General features: G+C 73.3%; 14 protein-coding genes and 1 pseudogene. 6 read left to right on the forward strand and 9 right to left on the reverse strand.

The window, feature by feature from the left end:
- Positions 1-216: 216 nt before the first annotated feature.
- Positions 217-1,074 (forward strand): annotated as a pseudogene (locus QSK20_RS09955) (DMT family transporter); the annotation flags it as partial.
- A 31-nt stretch (positions 1,075-1,105) separates the two neighbouring features.
- On the opposite strand, the gene QSK20_RS09960 reads toward QSK20_RS09955, so the two are convergent.
- From QSK20_RS09960 to QSK20_RS09975, 4 genes are all read right to left on the reverse strand, one after another.
- Complete coding sequence (locus tag QSK20_RS09960; RefSeq protein WP_285788298.1) at positions 1,106-2,005, reverse strand: helix-turn-helix transcriptional regulator; 900 nt, start codon at positions 2,003-2,005, stop codon at positions 1,106-1,108.
- An 84-nt stretch (positions 2,006-2,089) separates the two neighbouring features.
- On the reverse strand, positions 2,090-3,457 hold the full coding sequence (locus tag QSK20_RS09965) for an MFS transporter (RefSeq protein ID WP_285788299.1): 1,368 nt from the start codon (positions 3,455-3,457) through the stop codon (positions 2,090-2,092).
- 140 nt (positions 3,458-3,597) lie between these two features.
- On the reverse strand, positions 3,598-4,416 hold the full coding sequence (locus tag QSK20_RS09970) for a thioesterase domain-containing protein (protein ID WP_285788300.1): 819 nt from the start codon (positions 4,414-4,416) through the stop codon (positions 3,598-3,600).
- Positions 4,406-7,639: a non-ribosomal peptide synthetase gene (locus tag QSK20_RS09975; protein WP_285788301.1), complete on the reverse strand. Its 3,234-nt coding sequence runs from the start codon at positions 7,637-7,639 to the stop codon at positions 4,406-4,408. Before QSK20_RS09975 ends, QSK20_RS09970 begins: the two co-directional genes overlap by 11 nt.
- 435 nt (positions 7,640-8,074) lie before the next feature.
- Here QSK20_RS09975 and QSK20_RS09980 point away from each other — a divergent pair, with 435 nt between their 5' ends.
- The 5 genes from QSK20_RS09980 (at position 8,075) to QSK20_RS10000 (ending at position 15,768) form a co-directional block, all read left to right on the forward strand.
- Positions 8,075-9,265 carry a pyridoxal phosphate-dependent aminotransferase gene (locus QSK20_RS09980; RefSeq protein ID WP_285788302.1) on the forward strand — a complete coding sequence of 397 codons (1,191 nt, stop codon included), beginning with the start codon at positions 8,075-8,077 and terminating at the stop codon, positions 9,263-9,265.
- Positions 9,266-9,472: 207 nt separating this feature from the next.
- Complete coding sequence (locus tag QSK20_RS09985; protein ID WP_285788303.1) at positions 9,473-9,910, forward strand: DUF2000 family protein; 438 nt, start codon at positions 9,473-9,475, stop codon at positions 9,908-9,910.
- Between the two features lie 192 nt (positions 9,911-10,102).
- The gene (locus tag QSK20_RS09990) at positions 10,103-11,713 is read left to right on the forward strand and encodes a PhpK family radical SAM P-methyltransferase (RefSeq protein WP_285788304.1); all 1,611 of its coding nucleotides are present in this window, start codon (positions 10,103-10,105) and stop codon (positions 11,711-11,713) included.
- Positions 11,714-11,720: 7 nt separating this feature from the next.
- Positions 11,721-12,497 carry a thioesterase II family protein gene (locus QSK20_RS09995; RefSeq protein ID WP_285788305.1) on the forward strand — a complete coding sequence of 259 codons (777 nt, stop codon included), beginning with the start codon at positions 11,721-11,723 and terminating at the stop codon, positions 12,495-12,497.
- Positions 12,498-12,552: 55 nt separating this feature from the next.
- Complete coding sequence (locus QSK20_RS10000) at positions 12,553-15,768, forward strand: non-ribosomal peptide synthetase (protein WP_285788306.1); 3,216 nt, start codon at positions 12,553-12,555, stop codon at positions 15,766-15,768.
- Positions 15,769-15,831: 63 nt separating this feature from the next.
- Here QSK20_RS10000 and QSK20_RS10005 read toward each other — a convergent pair whose 3' ends face one another.
- From QSK20_RS10005 to menC, 5 genes are read right to left on the reverse strand one after another with little or no spacing between them, the layout of a single operon-like run.
- A complete protein-coding gene (locus QSK20_RS10005; RefSeq protein WP_285788307.1) occupies positions 15,832-16,644 on the reverse strand; it encodes a thioesterase family protein in 813 nt (270 codons plus the stop codon).
- A 9-nt stretch (positions 16,645-16,653) separates the two neighbouring features.
- Positions 16,654-17,265 (reverse strand): nitroreductase family protein, encoded by a 612-nt coding sequence (locus QSK20_RS10010; RefSeq protein WP_285788308.1) that lies wholly within the window; start codon positions 17,263-17,265, stop codon positions 16,654-16,656.
- A 13-nt stretch (positions 17,266-17,278) separates the two neighbouring features.
- Positions 17,279-18,778 carry a M81 family metallopeptidase gene (locus QSK20_RS10015; protein ID WP_285788309.1) on the reverse strand — a complete coding sequence of 500 codons (1,500 nt, stop codon included), beginning with the start codon at positions 18,776-18,778 and terminating at the stop codon, positions 17,279-17,281.
- Positions 18,775-19,464, reverse strand: a complete 690-nt coding sequence (locus QSK20_RS10020) for an RraA family protein (RefSeq protein ID WP_285788310.1) — start codon at positions 19,462-19,464, stop codon at positions 18,775-18,777. Before QSK20_RS10020 ends, QSK20_RS10015 begins: the two co-directional genes overlap by 4 nt.
- Positions 19,461-20,576, reverse strand: coding sequence for an o-succinylbenzoate synthase (gene menC / locus QSK20_RS10025; protein ID WP_285788311.1), 1,116 nt, complete (start codon positions 20,574-20,576; stop codon positions 19,461-19,463). The genes QSK20_RS10020 and menC overlap by 4 nt, the downstream gene beginning before the upstream one ends.
- Positions 20,577-20,582: the final 6 nt, after the last annotated feature.

The following is a 20,582-nucleotide window of genomic DNA, read 5'->3' on the forward strand; positions in this document are numbered from 1 at the left end:
CAAGACCCGGAACGTCCTGGAAAGTCAGTATTTCAGGATGAGAACCAGCTCCACACCCGTACGACCCGACAGCACCAGCGACATAGCGCGCCCGGCCGGGCGGTCCACAGGGACGGCCGCCCCCGGCAGCGGGCCCGGCCCGCACGCCGACCGTACCGTCCGCCCGGCCCTCCCCCGACAGGTGGCCCCCACCCGTAGCGGACGGGGGTGGCACCGGTGACCGGAGGAGGAAGCGCGACGGTCGCGCGGACCGACAACCGGGGTGGCGTCTCCGTCGACGCGCATCTGTACCTGCTCACCACCATGGCCCTCTTCGGCAGCGCCTTCGCCAGCTCCAAGGTGGTCGTCGGCCACCTGCCCCACCAGGTGGCGGCGGTGCTGCGCTTCGGCGGCGGAGCGGTCATCCTGCTGCTGATCACGCTCGCCATCAGCCGGCGCGGCACCGGAACCTTCTCCTGGCGGGACGCGCTGCGCGCCGGGGCGGTCGGACTGCTGGGCGTCTTCGGCTACAACGTCTTCTTCTTCTGGGGCCTCTCGCTCGCCCCGTCCATCGACGGCAGCGTCATCGTGCCCGTCCTAAGCCCGGTGATCACCACCGCCGTGATGCTCGCCATCAGCCGGGAACGCCCCTCCAGATCCCGGCTCACCGGTCTGCTGCTCGGTCTCGGCGGAGCGGTGGTGTTCTTCCTCGGCGCCGGGGTCGCCATCGACAGCCGACGGCTCACCGGGGACCTGATCTACCTCGCGGGGGCGGTGGCCTGGGCCGCGTACAGCATCACCTCCAAGCGGGTGCTGAACCGGATGGACCCGCTGCGGGCGACCACCTCGGGCACGGTGGTCGGCGCGCTGGCCCTGGCGGTGTTCGCGGCCCCCTCGGTCGGGGACGCCGACTGGTCGGCGGTTCCCGGACACGTCTGGGTCAACGTCGTCTACCTCGCCGTCGGCCCGACCGCCGTGGCGTACCTCTTCTACTACCGGGGGTTGCGCGCGGTGAGCCCCACCACCGCGACGGTGATGATGTTCTCCTCACCACTGTTCGGCATCACCTGCTCGGTGGCGTTCCTCGACGAGTCGTTCCACGCCCTTCAGGTGGTCGGCGCCCTCATCATGCTGGTCGGCGCGTTGCTGGCGGTGGGGGGACAGTTCGTCCGCCGTGACCCGCGCGCGGCGGAACAGGTGCCGGACCGCGCCGCGACCGCGCCGGAGGACGAGAGCCGGGGCCGTACCGCCCGGGGCTGAAACCGAGGATCCGCTTGAAGTGACGGTTCAGGTGCGACTGGTCGTAGAAGCCCACCGCGGCTGCCGCCTGCCCGGCGGGAAGACCGTCACGCAGCAGACGTCGGGCCAGGTCGACCCGACGGGAGATCACGTACTGGTGCGGCCCGATGCCGTACTCGCGGGAGAACGCCCGGACCAGGTAGGTGGCGTTGACGTGCAGGGCCAGCGACGCCTCGCGCAGGCTGACCCCCTCGACGACCCGCTCCTCGAGCAGGTCACGGAGGCGGTGGGCGATGCGGGGGTCGTGCGGGGCGCCGGGTGACGGTGCCGTCCGCCGTTCGAGGTGGGCCCGCAGCCGCTCCGTCACGAGGGCGAGGTGGCTCTCCGCCGCCAGGTCGTCGCGGAACTCCGCGAGCAGGTCGTGGAGCTGGTCGATCCGCCGCCAGAGGAGCGGGTCGACCAGCCGCGGCCGCGCCACGGCCGGACCGACCAACCGGTCGTCGAGGTACGCCGAGTCGAGGTAGAGCACCCGCTTGCGGAACCCGTGCGGGGTCATCGGGGCACCGTTGTGCGGCACGTGTGGCGGGAGCAGGGTCACGACCGGTCGGAACGCGTCGTGCTCCCGGCCGTCGAGGTCGTACCGGACGGCCCCGTCGTCGACGACCAGCAGCGCCCACGTGTCGTGCAGGTGCATCGGGTAGATGTGATCGGTGAAGCGGGCGTGCAGGACCTCCGTGATCCCACCGACGGAGGGCGACCACGCGCGCACATCCGGACGCTTCCGCACCCGGCCGACTGTAACCGGCGGTGGCCAGTCCTCGGCCACCGACTCCGGCCCGGGTCGGGCACCTCGTGGGTCGGACCTCGTGGGCTACGACGCGTCGGCGGGCTCGGCCGCCGGCGGGGGCATCCGGTGTAGCCGGCCGACCGGGGAGAGCAGGATCGGCACCAGCATGACGATGGCGGCGGCCGACATCGCGAAGAGCGCCGGACGGACACCGATCGCGCCGCCGAGCACACCGCCGACCGGAGCGCCGATCGCGCCGAAGCCGACCATGAGCATCCGCATGGCGGCGTTCATCCGACCGAGCAGCGAGCGGGGCGTGATCGTCTGCCGGAGGCTGAGCACCACGATGTTGCCGGTCGTGACACCGCCGAACATGAGGAGGTACAGCGCGGTGTAGAGCGCCACCCGGACCGGTGGTGTCCCGCCGACCACCGGGATCAGCGCGCAGGCGGCGAAGGCGACCGCCAGCGATCCCACGTAGACCCGGCCGAGCCGGAACCGGGCCAGCAGCCGGCTGGTGACGAGCGCGCCGCCGATGCCGCCGACCGCGCCGACCGAGAAGACGAGTCCCAGCAGGGCCGGGTCCAGGCCCTGGTCGCTGACCACGTAGATGAGGAAGAGCGACTGCACGCCGGCGGTGATGAAGTTGCAGGCGGCCCCGACCAGGGCGATGGCCCGCAGGTACCCGTCGCCGATCACCCAGCGCAGCCCCTCACCGAGTTCGGCCGACAGCCTGCGCCGGCGGGCCGGTGCGGGCGGGACGGGCTCCCGGGTCCGGATCAGCGCCAGCGCGATCGTCGAGACGAGGTAGGAGAGCGCGTCCAGGGCCAGGGTGACCGGGGCGGTCAGCGCGCCGACCAGCGCGCCGCCCAGGGAGGGTCCGGCCGCGTCGGCCGCCGAGGAGGTCGCGCCGAGCTTGCCGTTGGCCACGACGAGCTGCTTCGGGTCGCGCACCAGGACCGGGACGTAGGACATCCAGCACACGTCGAACAGGACGGTGGCGACGCCGACGCCGAAGGTGACCGCGAAGAGCACCCAGAGATGGAGCTGGTCGACGGTGGCGAGCAACGGGATGGCCCCGATCAGGACCAGCCGGGCCAGGTTGGCCCCGATCAGGACCGGCCGGCGGCGGCTGCGGTCCACCCACACCCCGAAGGGAAGGGCGAACAGCAGGAACGGCACGAGTTGCAGGAACCGGAGCACGCCCAGCTCCTCCGGCCCCGCGTCCAGGGTGAGGACGGCGGTCAGCGGCAGCGCCAACGCGGTGACCTGGCTGCCGAAGAGGGAGACGCCCTCGCCGAACCAGAACCGGCGGAAGTCGGCGTTGTGCCGTATCCGCCGTGCCGGCGAGTCAGGGGTGTCGGCGGGGTCGGAAGCCGGTGCGGTGACGGCCACCGACGCGGAAGCCGGTTCGGCGCCCGGCGTGGGCGGGGGTGCGTCGGTGGTGGACACGGTGGCATCTCCAGGTTCGGCGGGACGAGACGGTGGGGCCGCCGGTCCACGGTGACCGGCGGCCCACCCGGAGGATCAGGCCCGACGTGACCGGCGCCCCGCCCCCGGGGCGGTCCGGCTCCGACGGTGCCGGGGGAACGTCACCCCGCTCCCGGCGTCGACCGGTCGGGACCGGACGGGTCGACCTTGGCGAGGACCTCGGAGACGGTGGTGGCGAGTCGGGTGAGCGACTCACCGACCCAGATCGACATGTGGTCGCCCGGCAGGACGTGGGTGGTGACCTGGTCGGCCCAGTCGATCCACCGCATCCGCTCCGCCGGGGAGCGGTCCGCCCGGACGAGCTGCACCGACCCGGGATAGCGTCCGGTCATCTGGTGCCCGATCAGTGCCTCGGTGTTGGCCCGGAAGACCGCGTAACGGGACCGCAGCAGGGCCGTCTCCAGGGCGTCGTCGTCGAGCTCGGTGCCGGTCGGCGGCGGGCTCGCCAGGACCCGCGCCAGCTCGGTGACCTGTTCGTCGGTTACCGCGTCGCCCTCGGTGGTCTCCATCAGGAACCGCCGCAGGATGTCCGCCTCCGGCGGGCGCTGGAACACCCTCGGCACCGGGCTGTCCATCATGATCAACGCACCGACCCGGATACCGGCGGCGCGGAGCCGGAGGGCGAGTTCGAAGGCGACCAGTCCCCCCAGTGACCAGCCCAGCAGGTGCACCGGCGTCCCCGGAGCGGCCGGGGGCAGGGCGGCGAAGTGCGCCTCGACTAGTTCGGCGACGGAGCCGACCGGCGGTCGGTCCCCGTCCAGGCCCGGTGCTTCCAGGCCGTAGACCGGCTGCCGGGACCCCATCAGGCGGGCCAGCCCGGAGTAGCAGTACACGGATCCGCTGGCCGGGTGGACGCAGTAGAGCGGCGGCAGGTCGCCCGAGGGTTGCAGGGGGACCAGGGTGGTCGGTTCAGTGGGCACCGGTGGTGCCTCCCTCCGGGTCGGTGGTCCCGGCGGCGTCCCGCGCGGCGACCAGGTCGTCGATGGCGGCGGCGATGGTGCGGACGGTCGCCGAGCCGTAGAGCAGCCGGACCCGGACGGTCACGCCGAACTCGCGGTTGAGTCGGCTGACCACCCGGGTGGCCTGGAGCGAGCTGCCACCGAGCTGGAACAGGTTCGCGTCGGCACCGACCCGGGGCAGTGACAGCACCCCGGCGAGGATCCCGGCGACCCGGGCCTCGGTGGGGGTGGCCGGTTCCTCGAACGCCGACGCGTCGTCGAACTCCGTCACCGGCGGCTGGGGCAGCGCGTCCCGGTCGACCTTCCCGCTGGTCGTGGTGGGCAGCGTGTCGAGCACCATCACGGTCGCCGGCACCATGTACGTGGGCAGGTGCTCGCCGGCGTACCGGCGCAGCTCGGCGGTGGACGGCGGGGTCGTGTCGGCGGGCACCACGTAGCCGACGATCTGGTTCTCGCCCCGGGCGTCGGGGCGCAGCGCGGTGACCGCCAGGCCGACCGTGGGGTGACCGGCCAGCACCGCCTCGATCTCGCCGAGTTCGATCCGCAGGCCACGCAGCTTGACCTGGTGGTCGAGGCGGCCGAGGAACTCCAGTTGCCCGTCGGCCGTCCAGCGCACCAGGTCGCCGCTGCGGTAGACCCGGGCCCCGGGGTGGAACGGGTCCGGCCGGTAGCGCGCGGCGTCGAGGTCGGGCAGGTTGAGGTAGCCCCGGCTGAGGCCCTCGTCGCCGCCGATGAGCAGCTCACCGGGGACACCGACGGGGGCCAGGTCGCCGGTGGCGTCGACCACGTACACCCGCCGGTCGAGCATCGGCACGCCGATCGGTGGGCTCGACCGCCAGGTCCGGTGCGCGCACTCGTGGCTGGTGCAGCCGACGGTGGCCTCGGTCGGCCCGTAGACGTTGAGCATCCGCCGGCCGGGCAGGTTCCACCGGTTGACCAGGTCACCCGGGGCCGCCTCCCCACCAACCATGATCTTGCGGAGGTCCGGGTAGGGCGCGGGCTCCATCAGGGCCATCATGGCCGGCGGGACGCAGATGTAGCTGACCCGCTCGGCGCGCATCAGGTCGGCGACCTGCTCCGGGCTGCCGACCACGTCCGGTGGCACCAGCACCAGCGTCGCGCCCACCGTGAGGCCGGTGAAGGTCTCCCCCTGGCACATGTCGAACGCCAGGGCGTTGAACTGGAGCATCCGGTCGTCCGGCGTCAGGTCGAAGATGCGCTGGTAGCCGGTGGCGAACGCGTTGAGCGCCCGGTGCTCGATCTGCACCCCCTTCGGGCGGCCGGTCGAGCCGGAGGTGAAGAGCACGTAGGCCAGGCTGTCGCGGTCGGCCCACTCGGGCAGCGGGCCCTCCACGGCCTCGATCGCCGGCCACTCGGTGTCGAGTGCGACGGCCGTCCAGCCGTCGGCCGCCGGCAGTCGGTCGAGCAGGTCGGACCGGGTGAGGACCAGCCGCGCGCCGGTGTCCCGGATGGCGTAGTCGAGCCGGCTGGCCGGGTGGTCGGGATCGAGCACCGCGAAGGCGGCACCGGCCTTGAGCACGCCGAGCAGGGCGACCAGGGTGTCCAGGTCACGGCGGATCACCAGGGGCACGATCTCCTGGTGGGCGACGCCCTTCGCGCGCAGGTAACGGGCGAGCCGGCCGGCGCGGCGGTCCAGTTCGGCGTAGGTCAGGCTCCGGCCCTCGAAGACCACCGCCGGATGGTCCGGCAGCGCGGCGGCGGTCCGGGCGATCCGCACGTGGACCGGGTCGGGGTACGGATCGGCGCGTTCCGCCGTGCCCCAGGCGAGCAGCCGGGCGCGTTCGGCGTCACCGACCACGGGCACCCGGGAGACCGGCACGGACGGGTCCCGCAGCACGCCGGCCAGGACGGTCTCCACGTGCCCGGCGAGCGCCTCCACCCGCCAGCGGTCGAAGAGGTCGGTGGCGTACTCGATGGTGGTCCGCACCCCGTCGGTGGACTCGACGAAGGTGACCGTGAGGTCGAAACGGGACCGTCCGGTGGTCTGGGAGATCGGCTCGACCGTCAGGCCGGCGAGGTCCAGGTTCGCGCCGGAGTTGGCGTCCCCGAGCATCTGCACGGAGATCTGGAACAACGGGTTGCGACCGGGGTCGCGGGTGGGACGGACCCGCTCGACGACCCGTTCGAAGGGGACGCTGGCGTAGTCGAGGGTGTCGAGCGTCCGGTCGGTCAGCCGGTCGAGCAGATCGGCGAAGGTGGGGTCACCGGCGAGGTCGGCGCGGAGCACGACCATGTTGGCGAAGAGCCCGACGAGCTGCTCCACCTCGGGAGTGTCCCGTCCCGTCATGGTCATTCCGAGCGGGATGTCCGGCTGGCCGGTGTAGCGGTTGACCACGATGCTCAGGGCGGCGGTCAGCACGGTGAACAGGGTGGTGCCCCGCTCCTGGGCCACCGCGCGGGCCCGACGCACGAGCGGGGCGGGGAGGCGGACGTCGACCAGGTCGCCGTGGAAGGTCTGGGTCGCCGGTCGGGGCCGGTCGGCCGGCAGGTCCACCACGGGCACTCCGGTGAGCTGGCTCTCCCAGTACCGCAGGCCGTCCTCGGTGCCCTGCTCGGTGAGTTCCTTGCGCTGCCGGACGATGTGCTCGACGTACGTGCCACCGTCGCCGGCGGGCGCGAGGGCGGGTTCCCGACCCGCCCGGTAGGCCGCGTACGCGGCGGAGAGCTCCCGGTTGACGATCCCGGTGGACCAGCCGTCGGTGACGATGTGGTGGATCGTGACGCAGAGCAGGTGCTCCCGGTCGTCGAAGCGGACGAGCCGGAACCGGTAGAGCGGGCCGGCGGTCAGGTCGAACGGGGTGGACGCCTCCTCCCGGGCGATCCGGGCCACCTGCCGGTCACGGTCGGCGCCGTCGCCGGTGACGACGTCGTCGACCGCGATGGCGACGTCCGCCCCGGGTGGCGCGACCCGCTGGTAGGCCACCCCGTCGACCGGGGTCATGGTGGCCCGCAGGGCGTCGTGCCGGGCCACCACCCAGGCCAGCGCCCGGCGCAGGGCGACGGTGTCGAGATCACCACGGAGCCGGTAGGTCAGCGGGACGTTGTAGGTCGGCTCGCCGGGTGACATCTGCTCGACGAACCAGAGCTGTTCCTGTGCGACGGCGAGGGGCAGCCGGCCGTGTCCCTCACCCCGGTCGGACCGTGCCGGGACGGTGTCCTCCATATCGGGCGACTCCTTGGTTGCGGAATGACGTGACGCGAAACGACAGGGACCGGCCACCCCTGATCGGGGTCCGCGTCGACGACCGGGCCAGCGTGCGCGCACCGGTCCCGGCGCATGTCGGCACGATGGGGAATACCGACCTGGTGGGTCGAGACGGTCAGCGTCGTGACGGTGCGGTTCCGTTCTCCGCCGGCCGGTCGCGAGCCACTGTAGAGATAAGGGACCACGCCGGGCAAGTCGTGATCGGGTCGCCGTGCCGACAGTTGTCGGAATAGCACGGAATCGCCGACGCGCTGCTGAGTGGCGCTGCGTGCTGCCGGGCGACCGGCCACACCACGACACCTTTAGATTGATCAATAGATTGTGTCGGAATACCACCGAAAGTATTCTGCTGCCAGCACCGTGGGATACCGTCCGGCGACGTCAGGGGTAGACATGACGGCAACTCCGCTAGCCACCCGGCTCCGCGCCTTCTCCGGCCCGACGATCTTCACCGAGATGACCCTGCTGGCCCAGCGCACCGGCGCGGCCAACCTCGGCCAGGGGTTCCCGGACGGCGACGGCCCGCCGGCCATGTTGGCGGCGGCCCGCGCCGCGATCGACGGGGGCATGAACCAGTACCCGCCGGCGAACGGCCTGGCGTCGCTGCGGACGGGGATCGCCGAGCGACGCCGCGCCGACCACGGGATCGGCTACGACCCGGAGCGGGAGGTGGTGGTCACCGCGGGCGCGACGGAGGCGATCGCGGCGGCGTTGATCGGGCTCTGCGACCCGGGCGACGAGGTGATCGTCTTCGACCCGCTCTACGACTCGTACGCCGCCTGCCTGGCGATGGCCGGGGCCGCCGCCGTGCCGGTCCCGTTGGCGTTCGACGGGACCCGGTTCACCTTCGACCCGGACCGGCTGCGCGCGGCGGTCGGGCCCCGCACCCGGCTGGTGCTGCTCAACAGCCCGCACAACCCGACCGGCACGGTCTTCGACCGGGCCGAACTGGCGCACGTCGCCGGCGTCTGCCGGGACCACGACCTGGTCGCGGTCACCGACGAGGTGTACGAGTACCTCACCTACGACGGGGTCACGCACGTGCCGCTGGCCGGCCTGCCCGGAATGTGGGAGCGGACCCTGACCATCTCCTCGGCCGGCAAGACGTTCAGCGCGACCGGGTGGAAGGTAGGTTGGGCGTGCGGTCCCGCGCCCCTGGTCGAGGCGGTGCGGACGGTCAAACAGTTCCTCACCTTCGGCACCGGGACGCCGTTGCAGGCCGGGGTCGCCCACGCGCTGGCGCACTGCACCGACTGGGTCGGGGAGCTGCGCGACAGCCTCCAGCGCCGACGGGACCTGCTGGTCAAGGGACTGTCCGCGGCGGGCGCCCGGACCTACCCCGCCCAGGGGACGTACTTCGTGCAGGTGGACTCGCGGTCGTTCGGCTTCGCCGACGGGGTGGAGTTCTGCCGCGCGCTGCCGCACGAAGCCGGGGTGGTGGCGATCCCGAGCGTGGCCCTCTACGCCGACAAGGAGGCCGGACGGCACCTGGTCCGGTTCGCCTTCTGCAAGAGCGAGGAGTTGCTGACCACCGCCGTGGAGCGGCTCGGCCGGTACGCCGCCACCCGGCGGTCGGCGGGGTGAGCCGACGGTGGGCGGCCGGTCGGCCGGGCCGACGGTGGCGGCCGGCCGGCCGGGTGAGCCGGCGGGCGGCGGGGCACGCCGCCGCCGGGCGGCAAGATTCTTCAAGACCGGCCGTCCGGGGACTGCCAGACTTGCGCCACGGTCTGGCCGCACGCGTGCGCAGGCGCGCGGATCCGGCCCGACGAGCAACACGAGGGGAATACAGGGTTGGACGAGAAAGACGAGCGCGCGCCCGTCGTCTGGGACACCAAGATCGCAGTTGTCCTCCGGGACGATCTCGAAGGCTGGCAGCGGCTCAACATCACCGCGTTCACGGTGAGCGGAATCGCCGCGACCGTCGAGAACGTCGTCGGGGAACCGTACGTCGACGGATCGGATAACACCTATCTTCCGATGTTCCGACAGCCGGTTCTGGTGTTCGCCGCGGATGCCGAGAAACTACGGCAGATCCACGAGCGGGCACTGCGGCGGGAGGTTCCGACGGCCATTTACACGGAGGAACTCTTCGTCACCAACAACGACGAGGACAACCGCGCTGCGGTACGTGCCGTAGCCGCGGACAAACTGCGTCTGGTCGGCGTCGCGATGCGGGCCGACCGCAGGACCGTAGACAAGATCGTCAAGGGGGCGACGCTCCACCCCTGAATCGGTCGAGGCCACCGCCAGCGAGGTTCGTGGCGGTGGCACCCCGTGTCGCGCACCGGCGCGCGGCACGGACCGGCACGTCCACGACACCCGACCTGCACGTCGACACGGCACCACAGTCACACCTGATCTGACGCACAGCCACCCCCGCCGCCGCCCGGCGGTGCGCCGGGGCGTCTACCGGAGGACTGGATGTCACAGCTGGACTGCATAATCGTCGGATTCAACGAGATCGACTTCGCCGACTTCGCGCGTGCCCAACAGGCCTTCGCCGACACCTCCGGCGCGTACCGGGAGCTGCTGACCAACTCGGTCCTGCTGGGCGACCGGCGGATGACCTACATGGACCTGCTCAACGTGGTCCGGGAGCGGGAGACCGGCCGGCCCTCCCAGCTGAGCGCCTTCGAGATGCCCAGCCTCGGCGTGGCCTACCTGGCCAGCTTCCTGCACCGCCGGGGCTTCGACGTCGGTGTCGTCAACTTCTTCAACAAGGGTCGCGACGAGTTCGCCGCCATGCTCGCCGAGGGCCCCCGGGCGGTGGCGATCACCACCACCTACTACGTGGACGACGAGCCGATCCGGCAGATCGTGCGGTTCGTCCGGGAGCACGACGAGACCGTGCCGATCATCGTCGGCGGGCCCCGGATCCACAACCTCTGCACCGGCCAGCAGCCCATCGTGCAGGACGTGCTGCTGCGCGCGGTGGGCGCGGACATCTACATCAACGAACCGCAGGGCGAGAGCACCCTGGCCGGTGTGCTGGCGACGCTCCGGGACGGTGGCGACCTCTCGGCCGTCCCGAACCTGATCTACCGGTCCACCGCCGGCCAGCCGGGGATGTCCCGCACGGCCCGCAAGCCGGAGTCGAACAACCTGGACGAGAACGCCGTCGACTGGTCCTACTTCGACCCGAGCTACTACACGCCGACCACCTACATGCGGACCTCGCGGAGCTGCTCGTTCGGCTGCGCGTTCTGCAACTACCCGTCGATGGCCGGCCCGCTGACGCTCAGCGAGCTGTCCACTATCGAGCGCGAGCTGACCCACCTGCGGGAGAACGGCGTCCAGAACATGATCTTCGTGGACGACACGTTCAACGTGCCGCTGCCCCGGTTCAAGAAGATCCTGCGGATGATGATCGACCGTAAGCTCGACCTGCGCTGGGTCTCCTTCTTCCGCTGCTCGAACGCCGACGACGAGGCGTTCGACCTGATGGCCGAGGCGGGCTGCCTCGGGGTCTTCCTCGGCATCGAGTCCGGCGACCAGCAGATCCTCAAGAACATGACCAAGTTCGCCAAGACCGACCGGTACGAGTACGGCATCGAGCAGCTCACCAGCCGGGGCATGGTCACCCTCGCGTCGATCGTGCTCGGCTTCCCCGGCGAGACCGAGAAGACCGTGCGGAACACCCTCGACTTCGTCAACCGGACCCAGCCCACCTTCTTCAACGTCCAGCTCTACTACCACGACGTGCTCGCCCCGATCGAGAAGCAACGCGAGCTGTACGGCATCGAGGGCAGCGGCTACTCCTGGAAGCACTACACGATGAGCTGGCAGGAGGCGGCGGACTGGAAGGACGACTTCGTCCGCAACGTCACCGGCTCGTCCCTGATGCCGCTGTACGGGCTGAGCATCTGGGCCATCCCGTACCTCCTCTCCAACGGCCTGACCATGGACCAGATCACCCGCTTCACCCGCGCCGCGACGGACCTGGTGGTGCAGGGGCTGGACGTCGACCACGTGGACCCGGAACCGGCCATCGCCCACGTGTCCCGGGCGCTGACCGGCGCCACGACCGGCTGAGGCACCGGTGCTCCTGCAACGCTGGCTGCCCCGCCCCTCGGCCCGGCTGCGGCTGCTCTGCCTGCCCCCGGCCGGCGGCTCGGCCACCCTCTACCGGTCCTGGGCCACCCGGCTCCCCGCCGACGTGGAGCTGTACGCCGTCGAGCCGCCCGGGCACGGCAGCCGGTACCACGAGCCGGCCGTCACCTCCATGACGGAGCTGGCCGGGCAGGTCGCCACGGCCGCCGCCGAACTGGCCCGGCGTCCGCTGGCGCTCTTCGGGCACAGCATGGGTGCCCTGCTGGCGTTGGAGGTCGGTCGACTGCTGCGGGACACCACCGGACGACCACCGGCCGCGTTGCTGGTCGCCTCGATCGACGCGCCGGAACCGTCCGACGCCGACCCGGCCGACCTGACCAGCCTGCCGGACAGCTACTGGCGGCCCCGCATGGTCGAGCTGGGCGCGCTCGACTCCCGTACCACCGGGGACCCGGCGCTGATGGAGATGGCGCTGGCCATGTTCCGCGCCGACCTCGTGGTGATGAGCGGCTACCGGCCCCGACGGGCCGACCCGCTGCGCTGCCCGGTACGGGTCTACGCCGGCGTCACCGACCCGACGGTCAGCGAACGGGGACTGGCCCGTTGGCGCCGCGAGTGCCCCGCCGACTTCCAGCTCGCCCGGTTGCCCGGTGGGCACATGTTCTTCCGGGACGATCCGACCCTCCTCCTGGCCCGACTCGCCGCCGACCTGGACGCCGGACGGCTTCCGGCGGAACTCGGCGCGGGTCGGCCGGCGCCGTATTGACCGGGTGTCCGTCCGGCGGGGCGGCCCTCGGTAACCAACCGAACGGGAGCGAACGATGACGAGCCAGGTCTTCGGTGTGTCCGCACCGGCGTCGCGGCGCGAGCCGACCGGACCGGACGGGACCGGCGAACCGGCCGTGCCGTTGGACCTGGCCGGGCAGCGGGTCTGGCGGGCCGAGCAACTGCACCCCGGTACGCCCGCGAACCTCGTCGCGCTGGCGGCGAGCGTACCGGCCCGGGTGGACGTCGCCGCGCTGCGCACCGCGCTGCGCGCCGCCCTCGGCCCGGACGATCCGCTGCTCGCCGTGTACGCCGACCAGGGGGGCCGGGCGGTCCGCCACCGGCCCGACGGGGAGCCACAGGTCCCCGTGGTCGTCACCGACCTGACCCACCTGCCCGACGGGGAACGGGACACCGCCGTCGGGGAGATCCTCACCGAGGAGCCGTCGACCGGATTCGCGCTCACGCACGAGACGCCGCTGCGCTGCCGGGTGCTGCTGCTCCCCGGGCGTACGGTGCTGGTGCTCGTGGCGCACCGGGTCGCGGCCGACGAGCAGACCCTCGGCGCGCTGCTGCACCGGGCCGCCCGGTGCCACCCCGCGACCGGACCGGTGGCGCCGGCCGGACCGACCGGCACGGGCGGGGGTGCCGCCGGAGCGCGGCCGGCCGACCCGCAGGTGGGCGCGGACGACGGACTGGACGCCTGGCGGGAGCTGCTGGCCGTTCCCCCCTCGGCGGCGCTGCCCACCGACTGGCCGCGACCGGTCGTGCTGGCCGGCACCGGCGGCACGGCCACGGTGACCGTCCCGGCCGACACCCGCCGGCGGCTGCGGGACCGGTTTCCGGAGGTCGACGAGGCGACGGTGCTGATCGCGGGTCTGCACGCCCTGCTGGCCCGGCACGGCGCCGGGACCGACGTCGCGGTCACCGCCACCACCCCCGCCACCGGCGGCGGTGAACTGGTCGTCCGCACCGACCTGGCCGGTGATCCCGACTTCGCCGCCGTGGTCGCCCGAACCCGGGCGGCGGTGACCGTCGCCACCGGAGCCGCCGTGCCGTTCGCCCGGCTCGCCGAGGAGCTGGGCGGGACGGCGGCGAGCGTCCGCCACGACCCGTTCGCACGGGTGGCGCTGACCGTCCGGGATGCTCCCCTGCTGCCGCCGGCCCTGGGCGGGCTGCCCCTGTCCCCGCTGCCGTTGCCCCGACTCGGCGTCCGGTACGAGCTGCGCCTGGTGCTGGAGGCGGCGGCGGACGGCGAGCTGACCGGCCGGTTGGAGTACGCCCGGGACCTGTTCGACCCGCCGACGGCCGACCGGCTCGCCGCCCGGTTCCCGCTGCTGCTCGCGGCGGCGGCAGCCACCCCGGAGACCCCGGTGTCCCGACTGGGGCTGGTCACCCCGGCCGAACGCGCGCTGGTGCTCGACACGTGGAACGACGTCCACGCGCCGAGACCCGAGGACCGCTGCCTGCACGAGGTGATCCTCGACCGGGCGCGGGCGTTCCCGGGAGCACCGGCGGTGGTGTGCGCCGGCAGGACGCTGTCGTACCGGGAACTGGACGAGCGGTCCGCCCGGCTCGCCGCCGTGCTGCGCGGCCACGCCGTAGCGGGCCGGCTGGTCGCGCTCTGCGTGGAGAAGTCCGTCGAGATGGTCGTGGGGGTGCTGGCGGTCCTGCGCGCCGGGGCGGCCTGGGTGCCGATGGATCCGGCCTACCCGGTGGCCCGGCTCGGATTCATGCTGGCGGACGCGCAGGCGCCGGTGGTCCTGGCCGACTCCGCCTCCGCCGACCGGTTGCCCCGGCACGACGCCACGGTGGTGCTCCTCGACGACGTGCCGGACGCGGTCGCGTCGCGCAACGGGGTCCGCCCCGACCCGGACGAGGAACCGGCGGGCGACCCCGGGAGCCTCTGCTACGTCATCTACACCTCCGGATCGACCGGGACGCCGAAGGGCGCGGCGAACACCCACCGGGGCGTGCTCAACACGATGGCGGCCCTGGTCAGCCGGTGCCGGATGGACAACCGGACCCGACTGTTGCAGTGTTCGTCGCTGAGCTTCGACATGTCCGCGTTCGACGTCCTGAGCACCCTGCTCGCCGGAGGCTGCCTGGTGGTGCCCACCCGGGCCGACCTGACCGACCCGCAGCGTCTGCTCGACCTGGCGCACGACGCCCGGATCACCGTGTGGAGCTCCACCCCGGCGCTGTTCCGGGGCGCGGTCGACGTGGCCCTGGACACCGGGGCCGGCCTGCCCGAGGGGCTCCGGACCGTGGTGCTCGGCGGGGACCGCTTCCCCGGCGGGGTGATCGGCCCGCTGCGGTCGCTGGCGCCCCGGGCCCGGGCCTTCAACGTCGCCGGCATGACCGAGGTCTCCTTCACCACCACCGGTCACCCGGTCACCGGCGCCGACGCCCGCCGGGCCAGCGTCCCCTGGGGACGGCCCCTGCCCAACCAGCGGATGTACGTCCTCGACGACGAAGGCGACCCGGTGCCGGTGGGGGTACCGGGTGAGCTGTACATCGGCGGGGCCGGGGTGGGGCCGGGCTACTGGCGACGACCGGAGCTGACCGCGCAGCGGTTCCTGCCGGATCCGTTCGTCGCCGACCCGGACGCCCGGATGTACCGCACCGGTGACCTGGTGCGTCACCTCAGCGACGGACAGATCGAGTTCCTCGGCCGGCTGGACCACCAGGTCAAGGTCCGGGGCTACCGGATCGAGCTGGGTGAGGTGGAGACCGCCCTGGCCGGGCACCCCCAGGTCCGCGACTGCGTGGTGGACCTGCGGGCCGGCGCGGACGAACAGCCCCGGCTCACCGCCTATCTGGTGCCGGCCGACCCGGAACAGCCGGCGACCGTGGAGAGCCTCCGGGAGTTCCTCGGCGGGCGGCTTCCCGAGCACATGGTCCCGGCGGTCTTCGTCGCGGTGCCCCGGATCCCGGTCACCCCCGGCGGCAAGATCGACCGGACGGCCCTGGCGGACCTGCCGTTGCCCGCCGGTCGCCCGGAGCTGGGCAGCGCCTACACCCCGCCCCGGGACGGACTCGAACGCAGCGTCGTCGCCGAGTGGGAGCGGGTGCTCGGGGTGTCCGGGATCGGGGTGGACGACGAGTTCACCGCGCTGGGTGGCCATTCGCTGCTCGCCACCGCCGCGATGACGATGATCTCCGACGTGCTGGGCGTGCCGGTGTCGGCGCGGGACCTCTACGAGGCGTCCACCCCGGCCCGGCTGGCCCGCCGGATCCGCGCGCTCACGCCGGACCGGGTCTGGGACTGACCTCCGCCGCCGTCCGGCGACGAACGCCGGGTCCCGGTGCCGACCGGGACCCGGTACGTCGGGTCACCGCCCGGGTGGTTCGGGCTGCCGCGCCACGAAGAGCGCCTGGGCGGACCGGGCGACCGGCCCGTGCCGGTCGGAGAGCGTGCCGGTGGTCAGCCCCGCGCAGCCCGGGGCCACCTCGGTGACCGCGGCCAGGTGCAGCCACTCGCCGTCCGGTGGCCGGAGGACGTGGACGGTCAGCTCGGGCGGGACGAACATCCACTTCTCGATGTCCAGCACCGCGCTCATCCCGTTGGCCGAGTCGACGGTCAGCACCGTGCGCTGCATTGGTGAGAGCGGCTCGTCCGGCAGAAGCGGGTGCCGGGCGCGCACCCAGGCCGCGGCCGGACCGGGACGGTCGTAGCCGCCGTCGACGAAACGCCACTCGGTGGCGGCGAGGAAGCCGCAGTCCCACGGCGTGCCGGGCGGTGGAACCATCGACCGGCCCGCCTCCGGGCCCGGTTCGGGTCCGCGCGCCGTGGTCGGACCGACCGGAAGCGCCGCCGGGGCCGGCCGCACCGCCCAGGCGGTGGCGGTCATCAGCAGTCGGCCCTCGTGGCGCAGCTCGGCGCGGACGAGCTGAACGCGCCGTCCGGGTCGTTCGACCCGGGCCCGAACCTGGACGGGCCGGCACGGCACCGGCCCGAGGATCTCCATGGTGATCCGGGCGACGACCAGGCCGGTGCCGGTGAGGTGCTCCTCGACGGCGCGGGCCAGAAGCGCCCCGGGCGGCCCGCCGTGCTGGTAGCGGGGGTCCCAGGGGCCCTCGGTGTGCGCGGTGGGCAGGTAGGTGTCCGCGCCGTCGGGTCGGTAGAACGCCTCGGATCCGCTCATGCGGGAAGCCTACGGCTGCCCGCCGGGCCGGGCGGGGACCGCCGGCAGCGGCACGACCGTGCCCCCGGGGCGCAGGGCGAAGAGCCGCTCGTGCGGGGCGAAGGCCGGCCGGGGCACCGGGGGCGACGCGGCACCGGGCGTGCCGACGTAGAGCCAGCCGAGCAGCCGCTCGCCCGGGGCCAGCCCGAACAGGCCGCGCACCTGCGGGGCGTCGGTGACGTTGCCGGTACGCCAGATCGCGCCGTAGCCCGCGTCGTGCAGGAGCAGCCCCAGGTGGCCCACCATCGCCGAGGTCGCCGCGAGCTGCTCCCACTCCGGCACCTTGGGATTGTCCCGGGGAACGAGCACGATCGACAGCAGCAGCGGGGCCCGCAGGGGCTTGCCCGCCGCGCGTCGCCGTCCCACCGCGTCGTCGGCCGGGCAGCCCTCGGCCAGCGCCGCGCCGAGAACGTCGCGGGCGGCGTCCCGGACGACGATCAACCGCCAGGGACGCAGCAGCCCGTGGTCCGGCGCGGACGCGGCGTCGGTGACCAGGGCGACGATCTCCTCGTCGGACGGGGCCGGGTCGACCAGCCGGCCGACGCTGCGCCGGCTGCGGACGGCGTCCAGCAGCGTCATCATCTCGTCTCTCCCTTCACCGGGCCGGTCGGGCAGGCGTGGGCAGGGCGGGGAACGTGACGTCCGGGTCCATCGGCCACAGTCCGGCGGTCGCCGGCCCGCGCGGCAGGCTGTCGATCTCCCGGGTGAGCGGGCCGGGCGCGTCCGCGACCAGCAGGTGGTCGCTGACCGAGGCGAAGCCGGCGCGGAAGTGGTTGACCGACTTCACGGCCAGCACGTCGTACCGGTCGGGCACCACCCCGTGCAGCAGCAGGATCTCCGGGTCGAGGACCTGTCGGCGCTGGCTGGCCACGATGACGTCGACCTCGCCGAGGGACAACCGCACGCTGGTGCCGAAGTCGAGGGTCTTGCCGGCCCGCATGCTGCGCTGCACGACGCGGCCGTCGGTGATCGCGCGGACCGTGCCGGTGGCCCGCACCGGGGGTCCGCTCGCCCAGCCGTGCCGGCCGCCGAGCGCCACCTCCACCCGGGCGCCGACCCCGGCGGTGACGCAGGCCCGCACCGTGGCGGGATCGTGGAGGGTGGCCAGGCAGGCGCGCAGGCCGCTGTCGAGCAGCGCGGACAGCAGGTAGGTGCTGTCGCCGGCCGCCCCGCAGCCGGGGTTGTCGGTGCCGTCGCCGACGACCACGGGTCGACCGGTGGCGGCCCGCGCGGCCGCCACCGCCCGCTCGGGCGGGACCGGGTCGATCCGGAAGCGGTCCCGCTCGCCCCAGAGCGCCCCGGCCACCGTACGGTTGGCCGCCTCGGCGGCGGCCGGGGTGCCGACGGTCACCACGGCGGCGCGGGCCTGCGGGGTGTCGGCGTAGGGGTAGCCGTGCAGCACCGTGCAGGCCAGCACGTCCGGCTCCGACTCGACCTCCCGGACCAGGTCGCGCAGCCACGCCCCGGGACCGGACCAGGTGGTCGAGGGGGGCAGCAGCATCGGCAGGGTCCGCATCCGCACCACCGGTCGCGACGCGCCGGACAGCTGTCCGACCGCGAGCGAGGCGGCCCGGTCCGCGCGGACCGCCATGTCCGTGTGCGGGTACTCCTGGAAGCCGACCAGCACGTCGACCAGGTCCACCAGCTCCGCCGGCAGGTTCGCGTGCAGGTCGACCGTGACGGCGACCCGCACCCGGGGTCCCACCACGGCGCGCACCGCGCGCACCACCGCCAGGTCGAGGCTCTCCCCCGTCTCCAGCGCGCCCGCCCCGTGCAGGTCGAGCAGAACCACGTCGACCGGGGCGGCCATCCGCAACGCCGCGACCAGCTGGTCCCCCAGGTGCGCCGCGGCCCGTGGCGTGACCGCCGCGCCGGGCTCGGCCCGGGCGTGCACGCCGGGCACCGGGTCGACGCCGAGCCGCCCACAGGCCGCCAGGTAGCCCCCGACGATGGTGTTGGTGCCGGCGAACTCGTCGATCAGCTCCGCTCCGGAGTGGACGTCGAAGTCGGCGAGGTCGGTCGGGCCGCTGACCGCCACCATGTAGGTGCTGGACTCGTGCACCAGGCCCGCGACGAACGCCCGTGGTCGGGTCACGACCGGCCCGTCGACGGCACCGGGACGGTGATCCCGTCGCGGGGCGCCAGGTTGTAGCCGTGCCGGCGGCGGCTGTCGCGCAACGGCACGCCCGCGGCGACGTCGGCCCGGATCGCCGCCTCGATCGTGACGATCCGGCGCACCTGGTCACCGACCTCGGTGGCGAGGGCGGCCGGTACGACCACCGCGCCGCTGTCGTCGGCGCAGACCAGGTCGCCCTGCTCGACGACCGTCCCGCAGACCTCCACGGGCTGCCCGACGGCGGCGAGCCGGACCCGGTTCTTGCCCGACTTCATGTAACCGGCCCGGCTCCACACCGGATAGCCGACGGCACGGGTCTCCGCCACGTCCCGGCAGCAGCCGTCGACGACGGTCCCGGCGACGCCGTTGCGGACCGCCACCGCGCTGAGGATGTCGCCCCAGACCGTGCAGTAGAGCCGTCCGCCGTTGGCGATCACCACGACCGCGCCGGGAGGCACGTCGTCGATGAACTCCCCGGCCGGCGCGCGGACGCCGGCGGCCACCGGCTCGAACCGGAGGGTGTAGGCGGGACCGACCACCGTGCCGGTGCCGGACCGGCGGCTGAGTCCGGAGAGTCCGCCGTTGCGTCCGAGCAGGTCGAGCGCGTCGCTGACCGCGCCGGTGCCGTGCTCTCGGAACAGCTCGACCAGGTCGTCGGTGGTCATGCCAGCATTCCCTTCGTGATCTCCTGGATCCGGGTCACCTCGACGCTGTCGGTGAGGTCGGCCCCGAGGCCCGGACGGTCGGTCGGTTCGGCCCAGCCGGGTTCGACGACGTCGAGCTTCGGCTCGACACCGTCGTCGAGGTAGTAGTTCCGGCTCGGTCCCACGTCGCTGGGGAGCGTCATGCCGGGCAGGGTCGCCAACGCCAGCGCGCACCACCGGCCGAGGCCCTGTTCCCACTTGCCGCCGACGAAGAGGTCGATGCCCTCGGCCCGGCAGAAGTCGTGGATCCGGACGGCCTCGGTCAGCCCACCCACCCGGCCGATCTTGATATTGGCCTGGCGGCCCGCCCTGAGCCGGTGGGCCTGGGTCATCTCCCGCAGGGAGTGCACCTGCTCGTCGAGGCAGATCGGGGTGAGCAGGCGGGACTGGAGGGCGGCGCTGGTCTCCAGCAGGTGCCGGGGAAACGGCTGCTCCAGGGCCATCAGCTGGAACTTGTCGATGTCGGACAGGTCGTCGAGGTGCTCCTCGTCGTATGCGCCGTTGGCGTCGGCCACCACCGCGAAACCGGGGAACGCCTCCTGGATCGCGCGCAGCGGTTCCGCGTCCCAGCCGGGCCGGATCTTCACCCGTACCCGCTGGAAGCCGTTGTCCCGGATCCGGCCGATGTTCGCCAGCAGCTCGTCGACGGTCGGTTCGATGCCGGCGGTGGCGCCGACCGGCACCCGCCGGACCGCGCCGCCGAGTTCCACGCAGAGCGGCCGGCCGGCGAGCCGGGCCCGCAGGTCCCACAGCGCGGCCTCGACCCCGCCCTTGGCCTCCTCGTGGCCGTTGACGTCGGCCCAGGCCCGCTGGGCCTGCGCCGGATCGGTCGTGTCCGCGCGCAGCAGGGCGGGCACCAGGTAACGCTCGGAGACGTACCACGCCGTCTCGATGGTCTCGTAGTTGTAGAACGGGGTCTCCATCGCCGCGCACTCGGCGAACCCGGAGGTGCCCCCGGCCTCCACCTCGACCACCAACTTCGTCCAGGTGTGGTACCGCTGCCAGCGGTTCTCGAAGGGACGGGTCAGGGTGCACCGCACCAGACGGAGGACGACCCGGTCGATCGTCGCCACGTGAAC

This window comes from Micromonospora sp. NBRC 101691, from assembly GCF_030269285.1.
GTDB classification, from domain to species: Bacteria; Actinomycetota; Actinomycetes; order Mycobacteriales; family Micromonosporaceae; genus Micromonospora; species Micromonospora echinospora.

Bases quoted from the DNA above. Each gene is read 5' to 3' on its own strand.
- QSK20_RS09975 (WP_285788301.1), bottom strand. From the start codon at position 7,639: ATGGAGGACACCGTCCCGGCACGGTCCGACCGGGGTGAGGGACACGGC.
- QSK20_RS09980 (WP_285788302.1), top strand. From the start codon at position 8,075: ATGACGGCAACTCCGCTAGCCACCCGGCTCCGCGCCTTCTCCGGCCCG.
- QSK20_RS09990 (WP_285788304.1), top strand. From the start codon at position 10,103: ATGTCACAGCTGGACTGCATAATCGTCGGATTCAACGAGATCGACTTC.
- QSK20_RS10000 (WP_285788306.1), top strand. From the start codon at position 12,553: ATGACGAGCCAGGTCTTCGGTGTGTCCGCACCGGCGTCGCGGCGCGAG.
- QSK20_RS10005 (WP_285788307.1), bottom strand. From the start codon at position 16,644: ATGAGCGGATCCGAGGCGTTCTACCGACCCGACGGCGCGGACACCTAC.
- QSK20_RS10010 (WP_285788308.1), bottom strand. From the start codon at position 17,265: ATGATGACGCTGCTGGACGCCGTCCGCAGCCGGCGCAGCGTCGGCCGG.
- QSK20_RS10020 (WP_285788310.1), bottom strand. From the start codon at position 19,464: ATGACCACCGACGACCTGGTCGAGCTGTTCCGAGAGCACGGCACCGGC.